The 26,309-nt window shown below is 45.8% G+C and carries 22 protein-coding genes; 17 read left to right on the forward strand and 5 right to left on the reverse strand.

Annotated elements, in window-relative coordinates; genetic code table 11:
* The first annotated feature begins 39 nt into the window (after positions 1-39).
* Both AACV32_RS00985 and argH read left to right on the forward strand, forming a co-directional pair.
* Positions 40-1,263: an argininosuccinate synthase gene (locus AACV32_RS00985; protein ID WP_017043213.1), complete on the forward strand. Its 1,224-nt coding sequence runs from the start codon at positions 40-42 to the stop codon at positions 1,261-1,263.
* 129 nt (positions 1,264-1,392) lie between these two features.
* Positions 1,393-3,267, forward strand: coding sequence for an argininosuccinate lyase (gene argH, locus AACV32_RS00990; RefSeq protein WP_013855879.1), 1,875 nt, complete (start codon positions 1,393-1,395; stop codon positions 3,265-3,267).
* A gap of 193 nt (positions 3,268-3,460) precedes the next feature.
* Here the strand turns inward: argH and AACV32_RS00995 are convergent, their stop codons facing one another.
* The 3 genes from AACV32_RS00995 to AACV32_RS01005 all read right to left on the reverse strand — a co-directional run bounded on the left by AACV32_RS00995 (position 3,461) and on the right by AACV32_RS01005 (position 6,156).
* The gene (locus tag AACV32_RS00995; protein ID WP_013855880.1) at positions 3,461-3,715 is read right to left on the reverse strand and encodes a DUF3624 domain-containing protein; all 255 of its coding nucleotides are present in this window, start codon (positions 3,713-3,715) and stop codon (positions 3,461-3,463) included.
* Between the two features lie 129 nt (positions 3,716-3,844).
* Positions 3,845-5,314, reverse strand: a complete 1,470-nt coding sequence (locus AACV32_RS01000; protein ID WP_170895602.1) for a dihydrolipoyl dehydrogenase — start codon at positions 5,312-5,314, stop codon at positions 3,845-3,847.
* A gap of 113 nt (positions 5,315-5,427) precedes the next feature.
* The gene (locus AACV32_RS01005) at positions 5,428-6,156 is read right to left on the reverse strand and encodes a redoxin family protein (protein ID WP_013855882.1); all 729 of its coding nucleotides are present in this window, start codon (positions 6,154-6,156) and stop codon (positions 5,428-5,430) included.
* A gap of 146 nt (positions 6,157-6,302) precedes the next feature.
* Between AACV32_RS01005 and oxyR the strand changes: the two genes are divergently transcribed.
* The gene (gene oxyR / locus AACV32_RS01010; protein ID WP_026027425.1) at positions 6,303-7,193 is read left to right on the forward strand and encodes a DNA-binding transcriptional regulator OxyR; all 891 of its coding nucleotides are present in this window, start codon (positions 6,303-6,305) and stop codon (positions 7,191-7,193) included.
* A gap of 36 nt (positions 7,194-7,229) precedes the next feature.
* Here the strand turns inward: oxyR and AACV32_RS01015 are convergent, their stop codons facing one another.
* The gene (locus AACV32_RS01015; protein ID WP_017049209.1) at positions 7,230-9,728 is read right to left on the reverse strand and encodes a penicillin-binding protein 1A; all 2,499 of its coding nucleotides are present in this window, start codon (positions 9,726-9,728) and stop codon (positions 7,230-7,232) included.
* Between the two features lie 149 nt (positions 9,729-9,877).
* Between AACV32_RS01015 and pilM the strand changes: the two genes are divergently transcribed.
* The 14 genes from pilM (at position 9,878) to AACV32_RS01085 (ending at position 25,164) form a co-directional block, all read left to right on the forward strand.
* Complete coding sequence (gene pilM, locus AACV32_RS01020; RefSeq protein WP_170895574.1) at positions 9,878-10,888, forward strand: type IV pilus assembly protein PilM; 1,011 nt, start codon at positions 9,878-9,880, stop codon at positions 10,886-10,888.
* On the forward strand, positions 10,878-11,480 hold the full coding sequence (locus AACV32_RS01025) for a PilN domain-containing protein (protein WP_017047271.1): 603 nt from the start codon (positions 10,878-10,880) through the stop codon (positions 11,478-11,480). Before pilM ends, AACV32_RS01025 begins: the two co-directional genes overlap by 11 nt.
* Entirely contained in the window at positions 11,473-12,066 is a 594-nt protein-coding gene (locus AACV32_RS01030; RefSeq protein WP_013855887.1) for a type 4a pilus biogenesis protein PilO, read from the forward strand. Before AACV32_RS01025 ends, AACV32_RS01030 begins: the two co-directional genes overlap by 8 nt.
* Positions 12,053-12,574 carry a pilus assembly protein PilP gene (locus AACV32_RS01035; RefSeq protein WP_017047272.1) on the forward strand — a complete coding sequence of 174 codons (522 nt, stop codon included), beginning with the start codon at positions 12,053-12,055 and terminating at the stop codon, positions 12,572-12,574. The genes AACV32_RS01030 and AACV32_RS01035 overlap by 14 nt, the downstream gene beginning before the upstream one ends.
* 23 nt (positions 12,575-12,597) lie before the next feature.
* Entirely contained in the window at positions 12,598-14,313 is a 1,716-nt protein-coding gene (locus AACV32_RS01040; protein WP_013855889.1) for a type IV pilus secretin PilQ, read from the forward strand.
* 186 nt (positions 14,314-14,499) lie between these two features.
* A complete protein-coding gene (aroK, locus tag AACV32_RS01045) occupies positions 14,500-15,021 on the forward strand; it encodes a shikimate kinase AroK (RefSeq protein WP_010317691.1) in 522 nt (173 codons plus the stop codon).
* A 24-nt stretch (positions 15,022-15,045) separates the two neighbouring features.
* Entirely contained in the window at positions 15,046-16,134 is a 1,089-nt protein-coding gene (aroB, locus tag AACV32_RS01050; RefSeq protein WP_026027426.1) for a 3-dehydroquinate synthase, read from the forward strand.
* Positions 16,135-16,182: 48 nt separating this feature from the next.
* Positions 16,183-17,682, forward strand: a complete 1,500-nt coding sequence (locus tag AACV32_RS01055) for an SPOR domain-containing protein (protein ID WP_017049208.1) — start codon at positions 16,183-16,185, stop codon at positions 17,680-17,682.
* Between the two features lie 69 nt (positions 17,683-17,751).
* The gene (locus tag AACV32_RS01060; RefSeq protein ID WP_013855892.1) at positions 17,752-18,582 is read left to right on the forward strand and encodes a Dam family site-specific DNA-(adenine-N6)-methyltransferase; all 831 of its coding nucleotides are present in this window, start codon (positions 17,752-17,754) and stop codon (positions 18,580-18,582) included.
* Between the two features lie 112 nt (positions 18,583-18,694).
* Positions 18,695-19,369 carry a ribulose-phosphate 3-epimerase gene (gene rpe / locus AACV32_RS01065; RefSeq protein WP_013855893.1) on the forward strand — a complete coding sequence of 225 codons (675 nt, stop codon included), beginning with the start codon at positions 18,695-18,697 and terminating at the stop codon, positions 19,367-19,369.
* A gap of 95 nt (positions 19,370-19,464) precedes the next feature.
* Complete coding sequence (locus tag AACV32_RS01070) at positions 19,465-20,151, forward strand: phosphoglycolate phosphatase (protein WP_026027427.1); 687 nt, start codon at positions 19,465-19,467, stop codon at positions 20,149-20,151.
* Between the two features lie 154 nt (positions 20,152-20,305).
* Positions 20,306-21,322 (forward strand): tryptophan--tRNA ligase, encoded by a 1,017-nt coding sequence (trpS, locus tag AACV32_RS01075; RefSeq protein ID WP_170895575.1) that lies wholly within the window; start codon positions 20,306-20,308, stop codon positions 21,320-21,322.
* Positions 21,323-21,477: 155 nt separating this feature from the next.
* Positions 21,478-22,242 (forward strand): substrate-binding periplasmic protein, encoded by a 765-nt coding sequence (locus AACV32_RS01080; protein ID WP_088718007.1) that lies wholly within the window; start codon positions 21,478-21,480, stop codon positions 22,240-22,242.
* A 306-nt stretch (positions 22,243-22,548) separates the two neighbouring features.
* Complete coding sequence (locus tag AACV32_RS01085) at positions 22,549-25,164, forward strand: ExeM/NucH family extracellular endonuclease (RefSeq protein WP_170895576.1); 2,616 nt, start codon at positions 22,549-22,551, stop codon at positions 25,162-25,164.
* A gap of 45 nt (positions 25,165-25,209) precedes the next feature.
* On the opposite strand, the gene AACV32_RS01090 is transcribed toward AACV32_RS01085, so the two are convergent.
* Entirely contained in the window at positions 25,210-26,100 is an 891-nt protein-coding gene (locus tag AACV32_RS01090) for a LysR family transcriptional regulator (RefSeq protein WP_017046755.1), read from the reverse strand.
* Between the last annotated feature and the right edge of the window lie 209 nt (positions 26,101-26,309).

The following is a 26,309-nucleotide window of genomic DNA, read 5'->3' on the forward strand; positions in this document are numbered from 1 at the left end:
TGACCGCCAAGCGCAGCGCCGGGAAATGGAGAAAGTAAGATGAGCAAGGTTCAAGTCAATAAAGTCGTTGTCGCATATTCTGGCGGTCTAGATACATCGGTGATCATTCCGTGGTTAAAAGAAAACTACGATTGTGAAGTGGTTGCCTTTGTTGCCGATGTCGGCCAAGGTGAAGAAGAATTGGTCGGCATCGAAGAGAAAGCGAAAGCGTCTGGCGCGTCAGAGTGTTATGTGGTCGATCTTAAAGAAGAGATGGTCGCTGAATACATCTACCCAACACTAAAAACAGGTGCTTATTACGAAGGTAAATACCTGCTTGGGACGTCAATGGCTCGCCCAATCATTGCCAAAGCGCAAGTTGAAGTAGCGCGTAAAGTGGGTGCCGATGCGCTGTGTCACGGCTGTACGGGAAAAGGTAATGACCAAGTGCGTTTTGAAGGTGCGTTTGCAGCCCTAGCGCCTGATTTACATGTGATTGCCCCTTGGCGTGAGTGGGACATCGTGAGTCGTGAAGAGTGTCTTGATTTCCTTGCTGAGCGTAACATTCCTTGCGCCGCTTCATTGACGAAAATTTACTCGCGTGATGCGAACGCGTGGCACATTTCGACCGAAGGTGGCGTGCTTGAGAGTACTTGGAACGCCCCTAATGAGGATTGTTGGGTATGGACAGTAGATCCAGAACAAGCGCCAAATGAGCCAGAGTTTGTCACACTGCAGGTCGCGAAAGGCGAAGTCGTTGGCGTCGATGGTGAACTGATGACGCCTTACAACGCACTCGTTTACCTTAATGAGAAAGGCTCTAAACACGGAGTTGGTCGTATCGACATCGTTGAAAACCGTTTGGTTGGTATGAAGTCTCGTGGTTGTTATGAAACCCCAGGAGGCACCATCATGATGGAAGCGTTGCGTGCTGTTGAGCAGTTAGTGCTCGATAAAGCCTCATTCGAATTTCGTGAAGAACTGGGTGTCAAAGCGTCGCATCTTGTATACGATGGGCGTTGGTTCACTCCGCTGCGTAAATCCATCATGGCCGCAGCCGATGAGCTGGCACAGGATGTTAATGGTGAAGTGGTTGTGAAGCTTTACAAAGGGCAAGCGACAGTGACGCAAAAACGTTCTGAAAACAGCTTGTACTCGGAAGAGTTTGCGACCTTTGGTGAAGATGTTGTGTATGACCAAAGCCACGCGGGCGGCTTCATTCGTCTCTATTCGTTGGCAAGCCGGATCAGAGCGTTGAACGAAGCGAAGAAGAATAAAGCCTAGGTTAACACCCAAGGTAGAGACACAAAAATAACAATAAAAGATCGCTCTAGTAGCGATCTTTATTATAAAAATGATTGAGCAATTTGATGTGGTCACGCTCAGTCGCGACCTAAGAGCAGGAGATACGCAATGGCATTATGGGGCGGTAGATTTACCCAAGCAGCAGACACGAGGTTCAAAGAGTTCAACGATTCACTTCGCTTTGATTACCGATTGGCTGAACAAGACATTGTGGGCTCTATAGCATGGTCAAAGGCGTTGGTGTCAGTGAATGTTTTGGGCGAAGAGGAGCAGCAAAAACTAGAACTTGCGCTCAACGAACTCAAACTGGAAGTGATGGAAGATCCTGAGCAGATCTTACGCTCTGATGCAGAAGATATTCACTCTTGGGTTGAGCAGCAGTTGATCAGCAAAGTGGGTGATTTAGGCAAAAAGCTGCACACTGGGCGCTCTCGTAATGACCAAGTCGCGACCGATTTAAAATTGTGGTGCCGCCAGCAAGGTCAGCAATTACTGTTGGGGTTAGATCGCCTGCAAACGAAACTAGTGTCGGTTGCTCAGCAGCACCAAGCGACGGTTTTGCCCGGTTATACCCACCTGCAACGTGCGCAACCAGTGACCTTTGCGCATTGGTGTTTGGCCTATGTTGAAATGTTTGAGCGTGATTACTCTCGTTTAAATGATGCGATTAAGCGCCTGGATACTTGTCCACTTGGCTCCGGCGCGCTGGCAGGTACGGCCTATCCGATTGATCGTGAACAGCTTGCTCATCATTTAGGGTTTCGCCGTGCCACGCGTAACTCGCTCGATTCAGTATCCGACCGAGATCACGTGATGGAATTGATGTCGGTGGCGTCGATCTCGATGCTGCATTTATCGCGCTTGGCGGAAGATATGATCTTCTACAACTCGGGTGAGTCTGGTTTTATCGAACTGGCTGACACCGTGACTTCGGGTTCATCCTTGATGCCGCAAAAGAAAAACCCTGATGCATTAGAGCTGATCCGTGGCAAAACTGGCCGTGTTTATGGCTCGCTTGCGGGCATGATGATGACGGTCAAAGCCTTACCATTGGCTTATAACAAAGATATGCAAGAAGACAAAGAAGGGCTGTTTGACGCGCTGGATACTTGGAACGACTGCATGGAAATGGCTGCGCTTTGCTTTGATGGCATCAAAATTAAAACCGAACGGACTTTAGAAGCGGCTAAACAAGGCTATGCCAATGCTACCGAATTAGCTGATTATTTAGTCGCCAAAGGGATCCCTTTCCGTGAAGCGCACCATATTGTGGGCGTCGCGGTGGTTGGCGCGATTGCGAAAGGGTGTGCGCTTGAAGAACTGACCCTTGCCGAGCTTAAAGAGTTTTCGTCGGTCATTGAAGATGATGTTTATGCGATCCTCACCATCGAATCTTGCTTAGAAAAACGCAGCGCTTTAGGTGGCGTTTCGCCAAAACAAGTGGCCTATGCGGTTGATCAAGCTAAAGCGCGTTTAGACAAACGTGACACCACGGCGGTGAAAGTTCGTCCTGCCCGTTTGACGGATATTGAAACGCTAGAAAGTATGGTCACTTATTGGGCGAATATGGGAGAAAACTTGCCCCGTTCACGCAATGAGTTGGTGCGCGATATTGGTTCATTTGCCGTGGCGGAACACCATGGTGAAGTGACGGGATGCGCCTCGTTATATGTCTATGACTCTGGGTTGGCTGAAATTCGTTCGCTTGGTGTAGAAGCAGGTTGGCAAGGTCAAGGACAAGGAAAAGCGATCGTCTCGTATTTGGTGAATAAAGCGCGGCAAATGGCGATTAAGAAAGTGTTTGTTCTGACTCGAACGCCAGAGTTTTTCATGAAGCATGATTTTATTCCAACCTCAAAAAGCTTACTGCCAGAGAAAGTGCTCAAAGATTGTGAACAATGCCCACGACAGCACGCTTGTGATGAAGTGGCGCTTGAGATCAATTTGGTTGAACAGATCATCAAGCGAGTCAACGTCGCTTAATACGTTGATTACCAACGCGATCATTGCCGTTAATGAGGCCTTGGAAAAAGATCTCAAAAAGATCGAATGATCACGGAACAGTTTAAGAAAAGCGTGGTCTATAACTGTACCACTGCTTTTTCTTAGAAGAATCTAAGAAGGCCCCAAACCTACTATTGGTTCTGGGGCTTTTTCTTTTGTGCTCTTTAGCTTTTTATTTGTCGCGCCCTTGCCGCTTACGCCAAGGGAGTACCACAAACTTCATCCACAGATGTAAAAACAGCAAACCGTTAAAGGCAAAGCCCGCTATTAGCAAGCTGATCGATTCAATGGTTTTAGGGTTCTCCCTGCATAACCACCACCACACAAGCCAGCACCCAACTGACAAAACAGTGAGCTGATCCATACAACGTTGGCAGCGGCCGATTTTTTTCCAAAACCACGAAGATTGGCAGTTATTGCAAGGCATAAGCGCGTTCATTAAAGAGAAAATAACGGCAGTATAACGTGCGTGAAGGTGTGAGTCTAAGGCGCGGCTGAAACTAAAGCGTATAAAAAACGGCCGCACAAGGGCGACCGCATGAATGGATGTTGAAAATTAACAGCCCGGACCGCAGTCCATGCAATGTTTGATCATCTCAGGGCCCAAATGCAGTTTAGCGTTTAGGTCACGCAGCGCGGTGCGCACGCCTTCTTCAATTACGGGGTGATAAAAAGGCATATCCAACATCTGTGAAATCGTCATCTGATTTTGATGTGCCCACGCCAGCAAATGAGCCAAGTGCTCCGCATTCGGTCCCATCATTTCAGCGCCTAAAAATCGCCCTGTTCCTTGTTCGCCATACACATGCAATAACCCTTTATTGCGCAGCATGACGCGTGAACGGCCTTGATTTTCAAACGACACAGTACCGATAGCAAAACAGCCACAATTTCCCAAACGAGTGGTTAGCTGTTTGTAGGATTCACCGACCATCGCAATTTGTGGGTCTGAAAAAACCGCTGAGATAGAGGAACGACGAAGCCCGGCGCGAATATCTGGGTAGCGGCCAGCGTTATCCCCTGCAATACGACCTTGATCGGCTGCTTCATGAAGCAGTGGCAGTTGATTACTGGCATCACCAGCAATGAAAATACTGTCTACAGAGGTTTGCAGCGTATAGTGATCGGCCGTTGGTACGCCGCGCGCATCAAGGGCTACATCGGTATTTTCAATTGCCAATTTGTCTACGTTCGGGCGACGACCGGTTGCCGCCAACACATAGTCAACGACAAATGTTTCGAGCTGCCCTTCACGGTTGATGAATTGGATTTCAACTTTGTCGTTTTGGTCTGTTGGAGAAGCAATGCGTTTCATGCTTTCCACTTTAACGTCAGCGTCTAAATAGAATTCTTCCTTAAACGTTTTATCAGCGTAAGCCATTACATCAGGGTCGGTTAATGGGCCAACTTGTCCACCAATGCCGAACAGCTTCACTTTTACCCCTAAGCGATGTAAGGCTTGACCTAGTTCTAGGCCAATAACTCCCGGGCCAAATACGGCAACAGATTCGGGTAAGTCGTCCCACTCAAATAGGTCATCATTAATGATTAAGCGATCGCCAAGTTCATTCCATACGGCCGGGTAGGCTGGGCGAGAACCGGTAGCAATCACGATCCGCTTGGCGCTGATTTGGGTATGGTTGTCAACTTGCAGGGTGTGGTTGTCGATAAATTGGGCGTAGCCTGAAACTTTATCTTCAGCGGGGATCTCCTCAACGCCTTCAAGCACAAATCCGACAAAGCGGTCACGTTCACGTTTTACCCGCGCCATCACTTCACGTCCATTAATGACAATTTCACCTTGAGGATGAACACCAAAAGCAGGAGCTTTGTGGATGTGATGGACGCTTTCAGCGGCCGCAATCAGTAACTTAGATGGCATGCAGCCGACGCGAGCGCATGTGGTTCCGTATGGGCCACCTTCGATCATGACGACACTAGTCGTATGTGCTTTTGCTGCACGATAAGCGCCGAGTCCTGCGGTCCCACCACCAATAATGGCTACATCAACGTTTAACTGTTTCATCATCGCTTTCTCTAAATTTGGAATGTGAATAGTCGATGGCAACATTTAATAATGCTGTCATTGAGTCTAAATGAGGAGGATGCCCTAGGAAGATTTTCCTAGGGCAGGCGTGATTAGCCCAGGTAAGCTTCTAGCTCTTCGCTGCCGCCGATGTGTTTACCACCAACGAAAACTTGCGGAACGGTGGTACGGCCTGTGATAGCTCGTAAGCTCACTGTGGTTGCATCTTTACCCAATACCACTTCTTCATATTGAAGACCGTGGTCAATCAAGAGTTGTTTTGCTTTAGTGCAGAATGGGCAACCTGGTTTAGTAAATACGGTAACCGATTCTTGTGTTTTATAGTTAGGTGCAATGTATTTCAGCATGGTGTCAGCATCTGATACTTTGAACGGGTCACCCGGTTCATCAGCTTCGATAAACATTTTTTCGATGATGCCATCTTTGACTAACATGCTGTAACGCCATGAACGTTTGCCAAAACCGATTTGGCTTTTATCAACTAACATACCCATGCCGTCAGTAAATTCGCCATTGCCATCAGGAATGAAAGTAATATTCTCTGCTTCTTGGTCTGCTTTCCAAGCATTCATCACAAAGGTATCGTTCACCGAAACACATAGGATGTCATCAACGCCATGCTCTTTAAACACCGGGTACAGTTCGTTGTAACGCGGCAAGTGGCTTGATGAACAGGTTGGGGTGAAGGCACCTGGCAAGCTAAATACGATAACGGTTTTACCTTTGAATAATTGATCTGTTGTGAGATTAACCCAAGCATCACCTTGACGAGTAGGGAAAGTGACTTGTGGTACCGCTTGGCCTTCTTTAGATACTAACATTCTATTTTCCTTGTGATTTTCTAAGTTAGGTTATGATTTTAAGAGCCGCTGCTCTCATTTGTTGAAGCCATTATGGAAGAAAACCTTTGATAGCTCCAATCGTTTGATGCTATGGTTTTGATAGGTGGATTCTATTGAGATTGAAGATGAACATTCGTGATTTTGAGTACTTAGTATCATTAGCTGAACATAAACATTTTCGTAAAGCAGCAGAAGCTTGTTTTGTGAGCCAGCCAACACTCAGTGGCCAGATCCGCAAACTGGAGGATGAGCTGGGAACAGTATTATTAGAGCGCAGCAGTCGCCGAGTATTGTTCACCGATTCGGGCCTGCAATTGGTCGATCAGGCCAAGCGTATTTTAAGTGAAATCAAAACCTTCAGAGATATGGCTAGCGGCCAGGGTGGCTCGATGAGTGGTCCTATCCATATTGGATTCATTCCCACTTTAGGCCCCTACCTTTTGCCGCGTATTGTGCCTTTTTTAAAAGAGCAATTTCCTGAACTGGAGCTCTATTTACACGAAGCGCAAACCCAACAGCTTGTGCGCCAGTTAGAAGATGGCAAACTCGATTGTTTAGTGTTGGCCTCCGTTGCGGAAACGGCTCACTTTAAAGAGATTGATCTGTATGACGAAGCATTGAGTATTGCCGTGCCTAGTGGGCATGAATGGGCTGCAAAAAGTGAAGTAAGTATGTTGGATTTGAAAGGGCGAACGGTATTGGCTTTAGGTGACGGTCATTGCTTACGCGATCAAGCCTTAGGTTTCTGTTTTGCGGCAGGCGCAAAAGATGACGAACGTTTTAAAGCGACCAGCTTAGAGACGCTGCGTAATATGGTCGCAGCGGGTGGGGGAATTACCCTGTTACCAGAGCTCTCTTTACCAGATGTCAAAGAGAAGGATGGCGTTTGTTACCTTAAAGCGGTCAACCCGCAGCCTTCACGTCGCTTAGTATTAGCTTATCGGCCGGGATCGCCGTTGAGGCAGCGTTTTGAGCAGTTGGCTCACGCAATCAAAACAAAGCTAAATGAGAAATAAAAAAAGAGGCTAAATTTAGCCTCTTTTTACTGAGCTTTAGAACAGCTCTTCACCTGTAGGTGAAGAGTAGATGTTGTCAGAGACACTCTCTGCGACATACTCGGTTGGCTCTGTGCCTTGAATGAAGTATTCAAACATCGAGCTTGAATCAAACTTATTGGTTAACAGGCCGGTATCGATATCGATTCTTACCCGCACAATATTGGCGGGAATGGGTTTGTCTTGCGCTGGCACATCGACCAGTACTTGACGCATAAAATCAATCCAAGCGGGTTGTGCCGTTTTTGCTCCCGCTTCCGCACCGGATACACCATCGTCATCTACATTGCTGTTTTCGGTTGTCCTACCTAAGTTGCGGTTATGATCATCAAATCCGACCCAAGCAATAGCGACCATGCCCGGTGCATAGCCGTTGTACCACGCATCTTTGGAGTCATTGGTCGTTCCTGTTTTACCACCAATATCACGACGCCCCAGCTTTTGTGCACGCCAGCCTGTACCATTCCAACCCGTTCCTTCACGCCAATTTCCGCCACCCCAAATATTGCTGTACATCATCTCTCGGACAAGAAATGCGTTTTGTTCGGAAATTACTTGTGGAGCATAGTGCGATGCAACATCTTGCTCATCGAACTCATTTGTGTCTGGGGTGCATTGCTGTTGGCAAACGACTTTTGGTGTGGCTTGATACTCAAGTTTGCCAAAGGGATCTTCAACTTTGCTGATGTAATAGGGTTCAACATAATAGCCACCATTGGCAAACACGGAATAGCCTTGCGCCATCTTAACCGGCGTTAAGCTTCCCGCACCTAAGGCAATGGTTTCTGAGCGTGGTACTTGGTCAATATCAAAACCAAAGCGAGTGAGATACTCACGTGTTTCATCCAGCCCAACAGCGCGTAGCACTCTCACCGCCATCACGTTTTTGGATTGAGCCAAGCCAACGCGAAGACGAGTTGGGCCAATATAAGTCGGTGGTGAGTTTTTAGGACGCCATGCTGTACCTTGGCTTTGGTCCCACTGGTTAATCGGCGCATCATTAATGAGCGTCGCTAAGGTCATGCCTTTATCGATGGCGGCAGAGTAGATAAAGGGTTTAATACTTGAGCCGACCTGGCGCACCGATTGAGTCGCACGGTTAAATTTATTGTGCACAAAGTTAAAGCCGCCAACCAGCGCCAGTACCGCACCATTTTCTGGGTTCATGGCAACAAAGGCAGTGTTGGCATTGGGTACTTGGCTTAAGTACCACTGTGGTGCTTCATCGGTGGTATGGTCATCACTGTATTCAGCACGATTACGTACCCAAATTTGTTCACCAGCGGCGATGATTTCCGTCGCTGTACTCGGAACCGGTCCTTGTCGAGAATCAGTTAAGAAACGGCGAGCCCAGTTCATGCCTTGCCATTCAATGGTCTGCAATCCTTGGTTCTTAACCCAAACCGTAGCCGATTGGCTGCTTACGTGGGTAACGACGGCTGGTAATAAATCTCCATAAGTCGGTTCATTATTTAAGTGCTCGGCCAGTTGCTGTTCATTCAATGGCGTTTGGCCTTCTTTCCAAACTACTTTTTCAGCACCGCGATAGCCATGACGCTCATCATAGGCGAGTAGGTTATTGATTGCAGCTTTACTCGCGGCTTGCTGCTGTTTGGAATCTACCGTTGTGGTGACAATCATGCCAGAGGTATAGGCCGACTCTTCACCATAGCGCTCCACCATCCATGAACGGGCGATTTCTGCCACATAAGGTGCATTAAGTTCAATTTCAGCACCGTGGTATTTCGACATTAAGGGCTCAGAGCGGGCTTGCGTATATTGCGCTGGGGTTATGTATTTCTCATCAAGCATTCTCTGTAGCACCACGTTACGGCGGTTAGTCGCGCGATCTAGAGAATAGATAGGGTTCATGGTTGAAGGTGCTTTGGGAAGTCCTGCAATCAGGGCAATTTCACTCAGCGTTAAATCTTTGACTTCTTTTCCAAAATAAACTTGGGCTGCCGCTCCAATTCCATACGATCGGTAACCGAGATAAATTTTATTGAGATAAAGCTCTAGGATTTCTTTTTTCGTCAGCAATTGTTCGATATGAATAGCGATAAAAATCTCTTTGATTTTTCGCATGATCTTCTTCTCATTAGAGAGATAGAAGTTACGAGCAAGCTGCTGAGTAATGGTACTTGCACCTTGTTTAGCGCTACCTGAGGCGATCACAGCGACCGCAGCACGCGTGATACCAATTGGGTCAAAACCATAGTGCTCGTAGAAGCGGCTATCTTCGGTGGCGATAATCGCTTCGATAAGTTCAGGTGGGATCTCTTCAATACGCAGCGGAACTCGGCGCTTTTCTCCAAATTGGGCGATGAGCTTGCCATCTTGACTATAGACCTGCATCGGTGTCTGCAATTGTACATCACGTAAAGTCGCTACATCGGGGAGGTCTGGCTTCACGTAAAAATAGAAGCCAAATATCGTAGTGACTCCAAGAATAATGCAAATCAATGAAAGTAATAACAATCGCTTTATGAACTTCACCGGATAATCCCTGTTTAGTTAAGGCTGCCCTTATGCAAACCCTTGTACTCTAGGCTAAAAATTTAGCTCTAAAAATAAATTGTGGCTTATTTAACCTCAAAATAAGCAAATCGAGCTAAGCCTAAGCAGCGTTACTGGAGCTAAGCCGTATGGGTAAATCAATGGTTACGGGTATAGATATTGGCCACCATAGTATTAAAGCGGTGGTGTTAAAGCTAGCGGGTGATTCATATGCACTCGTCGGTTATAAAGAATTATTTATTACTGAGGACATATTCTCCGATAACCACACGCTGGATTATCAGAAAATTGTAAAGAAACTCAAAGAACTAAGAAAGGGTTTACCACTATTTAGTCACAAAGTCGCCATATCGGTACCGGACAATGCGGTAATAAGTAAGGTATTACAGATAGATAGTGACCTGCAGGCGCGTGAAAAAGAGTTTGCTATTTATCAGGCATTTTCTCATCAGTCACCGTTCCCGATAGAAGAACTGAGTCTCGATTTCGTCAAAGTGATGGAAAAAAGCGTAAGTCGCAGTAACACCGTAAGTTATCAAGTTTACGCCACTCGTAAAGACGTCGTGGAAAGCCGTGCGTTAGCGGCTCAAAAAGCGGGCTTTTTACCGATCGCGGTTGATGTGCAAATACACAGTTTGTTAAACATTTGGCAGTTGGCGAGCAGGGCACAACATCGCAGCGATTGGATGCTCATGGATGTGGGCCATACCCAAACGGCGCTCTGTATTGATTTTACTGATAAAGCCCCTTTTCATAAAGAGATCCCTCTCGGTTGTCAGTGGTTGTCCCAAGACAGCGCGATGTCGGGCACCAATGCGGAATTAGCCGATAAAAACGAGCGCTTTGTGCATGAGTTGATCGAGCGACTTCAACGTCAGTTGCAGCTTTTCACCTCCGTCAATGGCGCGGGCAGTTTAGCAGGCATTTGGCTCTCAGGTGGTGGCGCAGATACTCCGATGTTGGCGCAAGAGATTTCGCGGCGTCTCAAGCTTGAGTGCGAGATTCTCGATCCCTTCCTTCTGTTTAACAATAAGTTAGCGAAACGCCAGCGAGATAAGCAGTCTGGGCAGAGTTTTAGCACCGCGGCTGGCCTTGCACTGCGTGGTATCGAGTGGTTGGAGTCTTCTCATGTTGCATAGTATTAACTTACTGCCTTGGCGAGAGGAACAAAGAGCGGCGCATAAGCGTCGTTTTATGGGCTTGGTCGTCTTAGGTGTGATGAGCGCTGTTGGTATTCAATGGGGTATCGGTTTGTATTTCTCTGGGCAAGCGCAGCAGCAAGAGTCTCGTCTGGCTTATTTGAATCAATACATTCAGCAGCTTGATAAACAGATCAATGCATTAAAAATGACGGAACAAGAACACAAGGCACTATTAACTCGCTTATCGGTTGTTGAGTCATTGCAAAGCCAACGCAATAAAACCACCGAGTTGATGAACCTGATGCCACAGCTTATGCCTGAAGGAGTCTACGTCGATAAGATCAAAATGAATGGTGAAGAAATTGAAATTACGGGCATCAGTGACAGCACTGCGCGTCTTGCGACCATGCTCGATAATTTTGAAAAATCAGCCTTACTTTCCGATGTCAACATGCACTCTATCGTGCACGGTAATAAGCGATTTGGTAAGGAGTTTCAGACGTTTAAAGTGTCATTTATGTTTCATTCCCCGACACCACAGGGCTCTGTGCTAACCAAGATTCGGCCTACAGGAGCTGTCCATGACTAGTTTTCAAGATCTTGATATGGATGAAATGGCTGAATGGCCGTTGCTGCCTCAACTGCTGGTTATTTTGGTGTTGATGCTGATTATTCAAGGCGTTGGCGCGTGGTTCTATCTTATGCCTCAAAATGAGCAATTGCAGAACTTAAAACAGCAAGAAGAGGTGCTGAAATCGACCTTACGGATTAAGGCCAGCAAAGCCGCCACCTTACCCCAGTTGCAAGCTCAACTGGATGAATTAACTGAACGTTATGATTTTTTATTACGCCAATTACCCGTGCAAAAAGAGCTCGCAAGCATGCTCGCATCGGTCAATGAACTAGGGCTAGATAACGCGTTAACCTTTACACGTATTGATTGGGGAGAAAAACAGAATAAAGAGTTTCTGTATCGTTTGCCGCTTAATATCGAATTAACTGGTAATTACCACGACATTGGTGATTTCTCAGAGGCGATCGCGAAATTGCCCCGCATTATTAATTTCGATGATGTTGATTGGCAACGGGTTAGTCAGGAAAGCAGCACGTTGCATTTTAGGGTGCGCGCTTATACCTATCAATTCAAGCAAGAGGTGGACGATGAAAAACAATAATCTGCTGCTGATGGTGCTGTTTAGTACCAGTGTATTGGTTGGTTGTAAGGCGAATCAAGATTCATTGAAGGTTTATGTGGAGCAGGTCGAGGGGCAAGCACGTAAAGAAGTCTCCAAATTAAAACCCATTATTCAATTTGAAGTTGCTCATTATGCGCAACATGAATCCCGCGAACCTTTTGTGCTGCCTAAAGAAGCGATTGTACAAAATCAGCCTGTAGTGAAGGCAGACTGCTGGCAACCTCCGGCTCGCAGTAAAAATGGCCAGCTAGAGCGCTATCCGCTTAATCAACTGCGATTAAAAGGCGTGATGAGTAGCGGGGGCGCGGTATCGGCATTAGTGCAAACGCCCCAAGGCAAGGTCGTCAACGTGAAAGCGGGACAATATTTAGGTTTGAATCACGGCAAAGTTACTCGAGTTGATTCCAATTACCTGCTGATCAATGAAACCTTGCCAGACGGCTTAGGTTGTTGGAATCAACGTAACGTCAAATTGGCTCTGAAATAGAATTTGAATTTAGAGAAATCACTATGATTAAAGGACTACAGACACAAATGACTATGGTATTTCGGAGCCTCTTATTTGGCTTATTATTGAGTGTGGCAGGGCTAAGTGTGGCGGCAGAAACGACGCAGACCAACGAGCTTAAAGGCATTGATTTTCGAGTCAATAAAAACAAAGACGCTGTATTGATTGTTGAACTCGCATCACCTTCGACAGTAGTTAATGTGCAGAAAGTGGCTGACGGTTTACAAATTGAACTGCTTAAGACGGATGTCTCCAATGAGAAACTGTATGTCTTGGACGTCAAAGATTTTGCAACCGTTGTTGAGAGTATCGAGGTATTGCGCAAAGAGCCAAGTACACAGTTACTGGCGACCATTCATGGCGAGTTTAAGTATGATTACAGCTTGAAAGGGAAATACCTTGAGGTGGTGATTGGCAAACTGAAAGAACAAGAAAAACCTAAGCCGAAGAGCATTCTTGAGAAAGAGGGCAAGCTTATCTCGATTAACTTTCAAGATATTCCTGTGCGAAATGTTTTGCAGCTTATCGCAGATTATAACGCGTTTAACCTAGTCGTCTCAGATTCGGTCACTGGTAACCTGACGCTACGGCTTGATGGCGTGCCTTGGCAGCAAGTGCTCGATATCATTTTGCAAGTCAAGGGATTAGATAAGCGTGTTGACGGCAATGTGATTTTAGTTGCACCTAAAGAAGAGTTGGATTTACGTGAAAAGCAGCAGCTTGAAAAGGCACGTTTGGCTGAAGAGTTGGGCGATCTACGTTCTGAAATCATCAAAATTAATTTTGCTAAGGCGTCTGATATTGCGCAGATGATTGGCGGTGAAGGGGCGGTCAGCATGTTGTCTGAGCGAGGTTCCATCAGTATCGACGAGCGAACCAACTCACTGCTGATCCGTGAATTGGCTGAGAATATTGTGGTGATACGCCAAATTGTTGAATCGCTCGATATCCCGGTCAAACAGGTACAGATTGAAGCGCGCATTGTTACGGTCAACGAAGGTAATTTGGATGAACTTGGCGTACGCTGGGGTTTCACCTCGACCAATGGCAACAACACCGCAGGCGGAAGTATTGAAAGTAATTTATTCCAAGTGGGCAAGTTGGGGGAAAGCACATTGCCCGTTGATGACTTCCTTAACGTAAACTTAGCGGCGACCTCCGCTAATGCCTCAAGTATTGCCTTCCAAGTGGCTAAGTTGGGGTCGGATATGTTGTTGGATTTAGAGCTTTCAGCGCTACAACGTGAGTCGAAAGCGGAGATCATTTCCAGCCCTCGTTTGATTACGACCAACAAGAAACCCGCTTATATCGAGCAGGGTACGGAGATCCCTTATTTGGAGTCTTCTTCCAGCGGGGCAACGACAGTCGCCTTCAAAAAAGCGGTGCTGAGTTTAAAAGTGACGCCACAGATAACGCCGGATAATCGTTTAGTGTTAGATCTCAGTGTCACTCAAGACCGGCCTGGGGATATTGTAAAAACAGGGACGGGAGAAGCGGTTGCAATTAATACTCAGCGTATTGGCACTCAAGTATTGGTCAATAATGGAGAAACCGTGGTCCTTGGTGGAATATTCCAACATAGCGTCAACAATACGGTGGATAAGGTTCCATTGCTTGGTGATTTGCCATTACTTGGTGCATTGTTCCGCCGTTCCTATGAGCAAGTGGGCAAAAGTGAGCTGCTGATTTTCGTGACACCGAAAGTCGTCATTCAATAACTTACGGCTGATATTGCGATTGGTTAAAAAATAAAGTTGCATTAGTGGCACCATATCTAGATAATTTCGGGTCTTATCACGAATCATCTGTGAGGAATAGGTGCCACGAGCGTCTTAACGGTCAGTATTATACTGGCTAATCTTGTGGCGATGTCATTGAATTAACGTTGTAAATTACTGCTAAACATGGCTGAGAAACGCAATATTTTCCTTGTTGGCCCAATGGGCGCCGGCAAAAGTACAATTGGTAGACATCTTGCTCAACAACTGCATATGGAGTTTTTAGACTCAGATACAGTCATTGAAGAGCGTACAGGCGCAGATATCGCATGGGTATTTGACGTCGAAGGTGAAGAGGGCTTCCGTAAACGTGAGGAAGCTGTAATTAATGACCTAACCGAGAAACAAGGTATTGTACTCGCAACAGGCGGTGGTTCTGTTAAGAGTAAAGAAAACCGTAATCGTTTATCTGCTCGTGGTATTGTGGTCTACCTTGAAACGACGATTGAAAAACAACTTGCACGCACGAACCGTGACAAAAAACGGCCATTGCTTCAAACAGACAATCCACGTGAAGTCTTAGAATGCTTGGCTGATGAACGTAACGATCTTTACGCTGAGATCGCTGATTTTACGGTTCGTACTGACGATCAAGGTGCAAAAGTGGTAGCCAACGAGATCGTAAAAATGCTAGAAGAACATTCCTAAGTTCTTTATTTTGGAGTGCAAACCATGGAACGGATTACGGTCAGTTTAGATGAGCGTAGCTACCCAATCTCAATTGGCGCCGGATTATTTAATGATCCGGCCCTCCTTTCTTTCTTATCGGCCAAACAAAAAGTCGTCGTCATCAGTAATGTGACGGTCGCGCCTTTGTACGCGGATAAAATCTTCGCCCTTCTTGCACCGCATGCTTGTAACGTCTCCTTGCTTGAACTGCCAGATGGCGAGCAGTACAAAACTTTAGATACATTTAACACGGTGATGAGTTACCTGCTGGAAGGTAATTACAGCCGTGATGTGGTGATCATCGCTTTAGGTGGTGGCGTGATTGGTGATTTAGTTGGATTCGCCGCAGCCTGTTATCAGCGCGGAGTCGATTTTATCCAAATACCGACCACGCTGCTTTCGCAAGTGGACTCCTCCGTTGGCGGTAAAACCGCAGTCAATCATGCTTTAGGTAAAAACATGATTGGTGCATTTTATCAGCCGAAAGCCGTCATCATTGATACTGAATGTTTGGCGACTTTACCTGCGCGAGAATTTGCCGCTGGTATGGCGGAAGTGATCAAATATGGCATCATTTACGATCATGATTTCTTTGTCTGGCTGGAAGAGAATCTCGATAAACTCTATGCCTTAGATGAGCAAGCGCTAAGTTATGCCATCGCTCGCTGCTGTCAAATTAAAGCCGATGTTGTCGCTCAAGATGAAAAAGAGTCGGGAATTCGCGCGTTGTTGAACCTAGGTCATACATTTGGTCATGCGATTGAAGCGCAGCTCGGGTATGGTAATTGGCTACACGGTGAAGCGGTTTCTGCCGGAACTGTGATGGCCGCTAAAACGGCGCAGTTACAAGGTTTAATTAACGATCAGCAAGTTGAGCGGATTGTTTCTATACTCAAAAGAGCAAATTTACCGATTCATACGCCCGAAAGCATGTCGTTTTCTGACTTTATGCAACACATGATGCGTGATAAAAAAGTGCTTTCAGGCGAACTACGTTTGGTGCTACCAACCAGTATTGGTACATCACAAGTAGTGAAAGGTGTACCCGAAGCGGTCATTGAACAAGCGATTGACTTCTGCCGCACCCTGTAAATCTTCATTGATACTAATTTGACAGTTGTCTGTCAGTAGGACGGCCTAATGAGTTTGGCGAATGAATTACGTATATTGGAATTAGATTCGCAAGTCGAGCTACTTGAGCGTTTGCAATTATTGACCAATTTTGGCTCAAATGTCATTACCGTTGGTGGTGGATTAGGTTTTGGTAAATCTTGGTTAGCGCAGCGTTATTTAGAAGCGTGGGCCGAAGATAAAAACCAATCGCTGTTGCTGTGTCATCCCAATCAAGATGACCAGCAGCGTCGAGCGACCATTCTTACCCAAATCGTTTCAGGCCCGTTATTTAATCCTCACGATACACTTTCTGACAGCTTAGCTCGCCTGCTTGATGGTGGCGGTTGTGATGTGGTGATTGTTGTCGATGACGCTCATCTACTCTCTGAAACCTTAGTGTCTGAGCTATGGATGCTGGTGTTAGAAGCGCAAGCCAATCCATTGTGGACCATCAATGTCGTATTATTTGCACAAGCCAATAGTCTTGATGCTTTGCTGACTCGTTTAAGCTACGGACAAGAGCATAAACCCGTAGAGCTTGAGATTGAAGCCCTAAGCAATGAAGAAGCGGATCGCTTTTTTGAAAATCTGGTCATGCGTTATGTACCCGATGAGATGGAGCGCCGCGTACGCAACGCTTACAAAAAGGTGAAACGCGTGCCTGGGGAAATCATGGCATTAGGAGAGCAGAAAATGGAAAAAAGGATCATCATCCGTTCGATTATCGGTTCTCCTGTGCAGATCGCTGCCTTGGTTTTACTGCTTCTGCTCATCATCGGTGGAGGTTACTGGTGGCTATTTACCCAGCCCTCACCCGATGAGCAAGCGTCGCAAATTACAGGCACACTCGAGCAGACGGTGATTCCGACGCTAGGGGATGCTGCTGCACCAACAGTCAATACGCTTAACGATGATTCAGCAACTGACGCCGCCAATAATGGGAAGGAGCTTGCGAAAAGTGACCCGAGTTATTTAGATGCTGAAGATGATTCCAGTTCGTTACCACCCGATGTGATGGAGAATTCAGAGAGCGTGGGCATAATTGACAGCGATCAGCAACGAGTGGTGATTGAGTCTGATGTTGTGGATGCGCTTTTGGAAGGCAATTCGACCAAAGCCGATACGTCAGTGATTAATAATGCACTTGCTGATGCACAAAACCGCACGGCGCAAACTGTGCCCGTAAGTGAGACTGCCACTGCTGCTGCGCCAACGAAAATCACTTTCTCCTTTGCGAGAGAAGAACTCAAAGCCTTTTCGCCACGCAGCTATACTTTGCAATTAGCTGCAGTCAGTTCGCTTGCTGAAGCACAAAACTTTATTAACACCTACGCGCTGCAAGAAAAGGTGCGTATTTATCCGACAGCACGCAATGATGTGGAGTGGTACATCATCACCTATGGTAATTATCCAACCATCCAGTTTGCGCGTGATGCCGTTGAAACCTTACCGAAAGCGTTGCAATTGCAAGGCCCTTGGGCCAAATCGCTCAGCCAAGTACAGCGAGAGATTGATCGTGCGAAATAACGCTGAGCTTGACGCAAAAATATGTTACATTCCGCAGCCTTATTTCGTGGTTGAAAGATAGAGCAGTAAATGAAGAAGCAGCGTGCCTTTCTTAAATGGGCTGGTGGTAAGTATGGCCTAGTCGAAGAGATTCAACGTCACCTGCCGCCAGCGCGTAAACTGGTTGAACCCTTTGTTGGTGCTGGCTCTGTGTTCCTCAATACTGATTTTGAACAGTATTTGTTGGCCGATATCAATCCTGATCTCATCAACTTGTACAACCTGATTAAAGATCAACCTGAACTGTACATCACCGAATCTAAGCGTTGGTTCACGGCCGATAACAACCGTAAAGAAGCGTATCTCGATATTCGCAAAGAGTTCAATAAAACCGATGATGTACTGTATCGTTCGTTGGCGTTTTTATACATGAACCGTTTTGGTTTTAATGGGTTATGTCGCTACAACAAAAAAGGCGGTTTCAATGTGCCTTTTGGTTCCTACAAAAAGCCTTATTTCCCGCAAGCAGAATTGGAGTTTTTTGCCGAGAAAGCCAAGAAAGCGACCTTTATTTGCGAAGGATACGAAGAGACGTTTCGTCGTGCTCGCAAGGGCTGTGTTGTCTATTGCGATCCGCCATACGCGCCACTCTCTACTACCGCCAATTTTACTTCTTATTCTGGTAATGGCTTTTCATTGGATGATCAAGCCTCATTGGCCGATGTCGCCGAAAAAGCCGCCAATGATCGTGGCATACCGGTACTGATTTCCAATCATGACACTAAGTTAACGCGCCGTTTATATCATGGTGCAGAACTTAACGTGGTCAAGGTTAAGCGCACCATTAGCCGTAATGGAGCAGGGCGCAACAAAGTAGATGAGTTGTTGGCACTGTTCAATACAGCGGAATGCGAAGGTTAACATTTCGCAGTTAAATCGGGTGTCGCGCTAGGATATCTTGGCCAGCTTAGGTAGAATTGCGGGCGAATTTTGCTCATCACGCATTTGCGCCCACTAGCCTAAGAGGTCAGGTATGAAAGATTTCCTAATTGCCCCATCTATACTCTCAGCAGATTTTGCTCGTCTTGGCGAAGATGTTGAGAAAGTGCTTGCCGCTGGGGCAGACGTTGTCCATTTTGATGTAATGGATAACCACTACGTTCCCAACTTGACCTTTGGTGCTCCGATTTGTAAGGCGCTGCGCGACTATGGTGTTACGGCACCGATTGATGTTCACCTGATGGTGAAACCAGTTGATCGCATCATTCCTGATTTTGCCAAAGCAGGGGCTTCGATGATCACTTTTCATGTGGAAGCTTCTGATCACGTTGATCGCACATTGCAATTGATCAAAGAGCACGGATGCCAAGCGGGTGTAGTGCTCAACCCAGCTACGCCACTTGCGCATCTCGAATTTATTATGGATAAAGTGGACCTCATTTTGCTGATGTCGGTTAACCCTGGTTTTGGTGGTCAATCTTTTATTCCGCATACGTTGGATAAACTGCGCGCGGTGCGTCAATTGATTGAGCAATCGGGTCGTCATATCCGCCTTGAGATTGATGGTGGGGTCAAAGTCGATAACATTCGTGAAATTGCGCAAGCGGGCGCAGATATGTTTGTCGCAGGCTCGGCTATTTTTGGTCAACCTAATTACCAAACGGTGATTGATGAGATGCGCGCAGAATTAGCCAAAGTGGCGCGCTAAGTCATAATACTGACTACACCTCAATAATCACTACGCAACATACTTATAACGCAACAAGGGGCTTTGTGCCCCTTGTCTATTATTCGGAAGTTAAGATGTCTTTAAGCTCAATTAAATTAATCGCCTTTGATCTCGATGGTACCTTGCTCGACAGCGTGCCAGATTTAGCCGTAGCCGCCGACCAAGCGGTACAATCGTTAGGCTATTCATCAGTATCAGAAATGCAAGTGCGTGATTACGTCGGCAATGGTGCAGATGTGCTGATCGCTCGCTCACTTAGCCAAAGTTTAACCATCAACCCTGATCTTAGCGATGAGATCAAAGCCACCGCTCGTGAGCGTTTTGATGAATTTTATGCCCAAACGGGCCATAAACTGAGCCATTTATATCCCCAAGTGAAAGAAACCTTAGCGCAGCTACACAGCGCTGGGTTTACATTAGCTTTGGTGACCAATAAACCGTCTAAGTTTGTACCTGACGTATTGGTACAACATGGTATTGAGCACTTTTTTAGTGATGTGATTGGTGGTGATACCTTCCCGATCAAAAAACCTGATCCAATGGCGCTTAACTGGCTATTGGATAAACATCAACTAACGGCCAAGGAAATGTTGATGGTTGGGGATTCGAAAAACGATATTTTAGCGGCTAAAAATGCGGGTTGTTATTCGTTTGGTTTGACTTATGGCTACAATCACGGTGAGCCCATTTCAGCTTCCAACCCTGATTACGTGGCGGACTGTATCGACCAATTGCTTGATGTGTTGCGAGTTTCAGCATAAAAGTTCACACAATGCGCTAGTAAAATACTCGTCAATGAGTACACTGCATAAACCGCGTTATCGCTAAATCAAGTATCACTTAGCGAATAAGCGCGGTTTTTTTCACAGACATTTTCAGTCTTATCTCATTTTAAGTAGCAAGGAAATCATCCCTATGAGCAAACCCATTGTATTGAGTGGTGTTCAACCGTCAGGTGAACTAAGTATCGGTAACTATTTGGGTGCTCTACGTCAATGGCAACAGATGCAAGATGACTATGATTGTCAATACTGCGTGGTTGACCTGCATGCGATCACGGTTCGTCAAGATCCGAAAGCACTGCATGAAGCCACGTTAGATGCATTGTCAATCTGTCTTGCAGTTGGTGTTGACCCTAAAAAGAGCACGCTATTTGTTCAGTCACACGTACCAGAGCATGCTCAATTGGGTTGGCTTCTCAACTGCTACACGCAGATGGGTGAATTGAGCCGCATGACTCAGTTCAAAGACAAATCAGCACGTTATGCGAACGATGTGAATGCAGGCTTATTCGGTTATCCTGTGTTGATGGCGGCCGATATTCTACTTTATGGCGCGCACCAAGTACCCGTGGGCAGTGACCAAAAGCAGCACTTAGAACTTGCGCGAGATATCGCGACTCGTTTTAACAACATCTATAGTCCTGAAAAGCCGATCTTCACCATTCCAGAGCCTTACATTCCTCAAGTGAACGCGCGAGTAATGAGCCTGCAAGATGCGACGAAAAAGATGTCTAAGTCAGATGATAACCGTAAGAATATCATCACTTTGCTGGAAGATCCAAAGTCGATTATCAAGAAGGTTAATAAGGCTCAGACAGATACTGAAACACCACCACGCATCGCTTTTGATACCGAAAACAAAGCGGGCATCTCCAACTTGATGAGTTTGTACTCTGCGGCGACAGGCAAAAGCTTTGCTGAGATTGAAGCGCAATATCAAGGTGTTGAGATGTACGGCCCTTTCAAGAAAGATGTTGGCGAAGCGCTGGTTGCCATGCTGGAGCCTGTACAAGCTGAATACGCGCGCATTCGAGAAGATCGCGCGTATCTTGATTCAGTAATGAAAGCGGGTGCAGAAAAAGCCTCGGCCCGCGCTGCGATCACCTTGAAAAAAGCATTTAAAGCGGTAGGGTTTGTCGAGCGTCCTTAGTTTTTCCTGCGACAATCTAACTCTTTTCGCATTAAATAAAGCTAGGTTTTCCTAGCTTTATTTTTTACTTCTGCTTAATAAAATTTGATCTTTCTCTTTGTATTGTAGGCTTAGGTCTACACTTTAAATCATAGCCATGATGATGAGTTTTGAACATGAGACGACTGCTGTTATTAGGATTGATGTTCATCTGTAGTGCCGCCGCCGCAGAGCCAGTTCGTATTTGTGTTGGTGATGTGAATGTTTGGCCCCCGTTCACCTATTGGCAGGGAAGCTCGTATCAAGAAAAAGCCGATTCCTTGACTGGCTCAGCCACAACTCTGGTGTTGGACGCATTAAAATCTCACAACATCGATTACCAGTTTTATTTTATGCCTTGGGCGCGAGTCCAGCATGAACTGACGCAAGAGCGCGGTCGCTGCGATCTGACATGGGATGCAAGTTATCGTGCAGAAAGGGCTGAGTACAGCTATTTTTCGGTCCCGCTTTATACAATTCAACTCGGTTATTTTACGCTGCCAGACAACCATGAAGATTTAAAAGACCCATCCGTTGATGGCGTATTATGCGGAGTTAATGGCTTTAATTATGAGAATTTTGCACTGTCTAGAGAACCCTCTCTCTATTTAAATTCCGTACAGCAAGCGTTGAATATGCTGCAAAAAGAGCGGTGTGATTGGTTTGTGAGTGAAATTGAACCCATTTATGGTGGAATTCAGTTGGGTCTATATAAAATTGATCGGCCAATCGTTCATCATTTTCTCGCTAGAAACAAGCCGTACCACGTGCAAGTTCGCCGTAGCTTAGAAAATTCGATGCCGCTGTTAAATCAGCTTAATGACTATTTTCTCGATGCGCAGCAAACTGGTCGCGCGCAGGCGGTCTTTGATCGCTACCTCTCTTTTAGCCAGCCACAATAATCAAACTAAGGTGTTTGTCGTGTACGGAGCACCTTGTTTGCTTTTCTTTTTAGAAAAATAAGACTTTTCACCTCACTGCAATATCACTGTCGAAAACCCCCTTTACCTTCTTTGTTGAAAGTTTGCGCTTAGTTCAAGTATTTGCTCTAGCTATGCGATGTTGATCTCGATATGAATGGTGAATGTTTTTATCTTTCATTTAAAAACACAACACTGTACGCGCAAATGGAATCAATCCCCTTTATAAACGTGATTTACAACACCTTGCTTACCACTTCGGTTACAGAGCAGGGAAAGAGGTGAACAATGGAATCGACACGAATTAAACCCTTTGGCCGAACATTACTCGCTGCGGCGATAAGCTCCACATTGGCTGTATCAGCTCAAGCTGAGATTATTATTTCTCAGTATGTAGAAGGCAGCAGCTTCAATAAGGCCATCGAAATTGCTAACACTAGCAATGCATCCGTCAGTTTAGACAATTTCATTTTAGCGAAATCAAGCAATGGCGGTGGGAACTGGGATACACAGTTGCCCCTGACTGGGCGAGTAATTGCCGCGAACGATGTGTTAGTGATTTCTCATGCCAGCGCCAATAGTGCTATCCAAGCGGTGAGTGATGAAAATGATGGCTCGGTGATTAATTTTAACGGTGATGATCCGGTGGCGCTGCTAAACAGTGATGGTAGCGTACATGATGTGTTGGGAGTGATGGGCGGCATTAACTGGGGCAAGGACACCACTTTAGTGCGTAATAGCGATAGCCTCACGCCCTCAGCGGCTTATCAAGCTGCGCAGTGGAGCGCGCTAACCAAGGATAATATTGAAGGGTTAGGCGCACTCGATGCCGTTGAGCCACCGGCTGAATTTACCTGTACTCAAGAGGGATCTGAACCCACCTTTACCTCTATTCAAGCGATCCAAGGTGAAGGGCAAACCTCTCCTTTTATTAGTGGCTACCCTTACATCACCGACCAAGAATATTTTGTCAAAGGTGTCGTGAGTGCCATTACCACAGGATTGACTAAAGGTTTTTATCTGCAAGCGTTGGAAGATGATTACAACTTAAACACCTCTGAAGGTTTGTTTGTTTTTACCGATCAATCAAGTTCAAGTTTAAAACCGGGAGATGTGGTTTGTGTGAAAGGTAAAGTACAGGAATATTACAACCTCACACAGCTTAAAGTCGAAAACAACCAATGGCTAAAGCAAGGTGAGCAAGAGGCTCCACAAGCGACCGCGATAGAGATTTTGCCCACCGATGAGAACTTTGAGCACACATTAGAGCGTTATGAAGGCATGTTGGTAAAAACCACACCAGAGCTGGATATGCGTGTGACGCGCACCTTTGGTTATGACTATGCTTCTCGTCGCAATAACATGGTGTTAGCGCAAGGTCGTATTAACATGCAACCGAACCAGCTATTCGCTGCGGGCTCTGAGCAAGCCAAACAGCAGAGCATCGAAAACGCGCAGCGCCGCTTGTTTATTGAATCAGATGCGAAAGCCGCCGATGGCCAAATTCCGTACTACCCAGAGTTTGGTCGCAGTGATATTGATCAAAATGGTTCGACGGAAGATTACATCCGCATTGATGACAGCATCATAGGTTTAGAAGGTGTGCTCTCATACGGTTACAACGAATATCGTCTGATTGTGACCAATTCGCTCAACCAAGAGAATTTCGTGCGCAATGATCCTCGCAGCGAGAAACCGGATATCGATGAAGGCGATCTGCGCATTGCCACATTCAACGTGCTTAACTATTTCAACTCGCCGTTTGGCGGTGATGCAAATCAGCATGGTGATAATCGTGGTGCTAATAACCTTGCAGAATTTGAATTGCAGCAAGCGAAGATCGTTAATGCGATTGTACGTTTGGATGCCGATATTGTCGGTTTGATGGAAATTGAGAATAACGGTTTCGGTGCAGGTTCGGCGATTGCGCAATTGGTCAATCAGATCAACAGCCAGATCTCGGATAAGAAAAAGCATTACCGTTTTGTCGCGATTGACTCAAATAATGATGGTGTGACCGATGAACTTGATTCTATTGGCACGGATGTGATCACCACAGGAGTGATTTATCGTGAAAAAGTAGTGAAGTTGACAGAGAATCGTGTAATTCCAATGCCAAGCCAACAAGCACCAGAAGTGTTGGATGACAAAGGTAAAGTGATTGAAGATGGTAAAAATTACCAGCGTGACACGCTTGCACCGACCTTCAAAGTTAAAGGTGGCAATGAGAAAATTACCGTCGTGGTTAACCATCTAAAATCCAAAGGCTCGGCATGTTGGGAAGATGCCGCACCAGTTGAACAAGGTGGGCAAGGCGGCAAAGATCTTGATTTTCAAGGTGCATGTGAACAATTCCGTGTCGCAGCTGCAGTTGCTTTAGGTGAAGCGTTACAAAAAATAAAAGGGCATAAAGTCATTTTGGGTGATATGAACTCTTACGGTATGGAAGACCCGATGCTCGTATTGACGGACTACAGCCCAGAGAAGTATGGCAAAACCATTCGTGCGGCACGTAATACTTACATTGCAGGTACTCCTCAATTTGGTGATGATGGCGCGTTGATTACTCACAATTATGGGTACCTTAACGCCGTGGCCATAAAACACCCAGAGAGCTGGAGTTACTCATTTAATGATGAAGTTGGCGCACTGGATCATTTGCTGGTCAGCAAAAGTTTGAAAGGCAAAGTGGTGGATGCGACCGATTGGCATATCAACGGCGGTGAATCGACACTGTTTGATTACAACAGTGAATTCAAAGGTGATTTACCTAAATATCAAGATCATTTCCGCGCATCTGATCATGATCCTGCCGTGTTAGAACTGAACATCTACGGCGGTTCATTCGGCCTAGGAGCACTCTTCTCATTACTCGGCTTTGGTATGTGGCGACGTCGTCGTTAAGGCTTAAAGTGCGCCCCGTTAACTGACGGGGCGTTTTTGTTTTGCTCACGCTCGGATTTTTTCAATTAAATAATCAATAAATAGCCTTACTCGTGGCGCAAGGTGGTGACGGCTCGGGTAAAGAATGTTCATGGTGTTATCTGATAGATAATAATCTGGAAAAAGCCTGACGAGGTTAGGATCATTGATTTCGTCAGCGAGAAAATTGGCAATCAAGCCGATCCCCATGCCTTGTTGTACCATTGACATCGCACCAAGCGGCGCATTGCAGATATGTTTAGGGCGGGTTTTGATGTCGCATCTCACTCCCTTTGGATTGATTAGCGTGACTTTATCTTGAGGAAGATTCAATAAAGTTAACGCAACCCATGGGTGCTGCTCTAAATCTCGTAGTTTCCTTAATAAAGGTGCACTAGCTAAGTATTTTTTACTGGCGTATATCCCCATTTTAAAAGGCATTAATTCGCGGCCAACCATTGAGCAAGATGTCAGTTCACCCATTCTGATCAGCACATCTAATTGTGTGGCTACTGGATCTTGTAAACCATCTTCGAGTTGAATATCAAACAGCACATTGGGGTAACTCTCAGAAAATGTTGAAATCAGCGGACTTAAAATATAGCTGCCGACATCAATGGTTGTACCGATCCTAATCACGCCTGCCACATCGGTAGACAAATGCTGGACGGCCCGTAGCGCGTCTTCTGCCAGCGGTAAGAGGCCATTGGTATGTTGATAAAATGCGTGCCCTTCAGTCGTTAGGCTAACTTTACGGGTAGAGCGATGCAGTAAACGTACGTTAAGATGTGATTCTAGCAAGCTAACTTGCTCGCTCACTTTCGATTTTGCTATGCCTAACGATTCACCAGCCGAGGTAAACGAACCGTATTCAACCACTTTATTAAAAATGGCAATACGTTTTAACTCACTCAACATAATTGTTCCCTTATTGGTAACCTTTCGTTCTTGTTTTGTTATCTAGTCAACCTTTGTCATTCATCAAATAATGACAGCTCTAATTAGAGAGATATAAACCATTTTGGTTTCCTTTAAATACGGGCAAATAATAAATTTCTTCTGAATGATGGCACTATTGAGATATCTATTCCTAAATAAACTGGGATTAATAATTAAATTAGCAATGT

It is taken from the genome of Vibrio sp. B7 (genome assembly GCF_963888765.1).
Classification (GTDB): domain Bacteria; phylum Pseudomonadota; class Gammaproteobacteria; order Enterobacterales; family Vibrionaceae; genus Vibrio; species Vibrio anguillarum.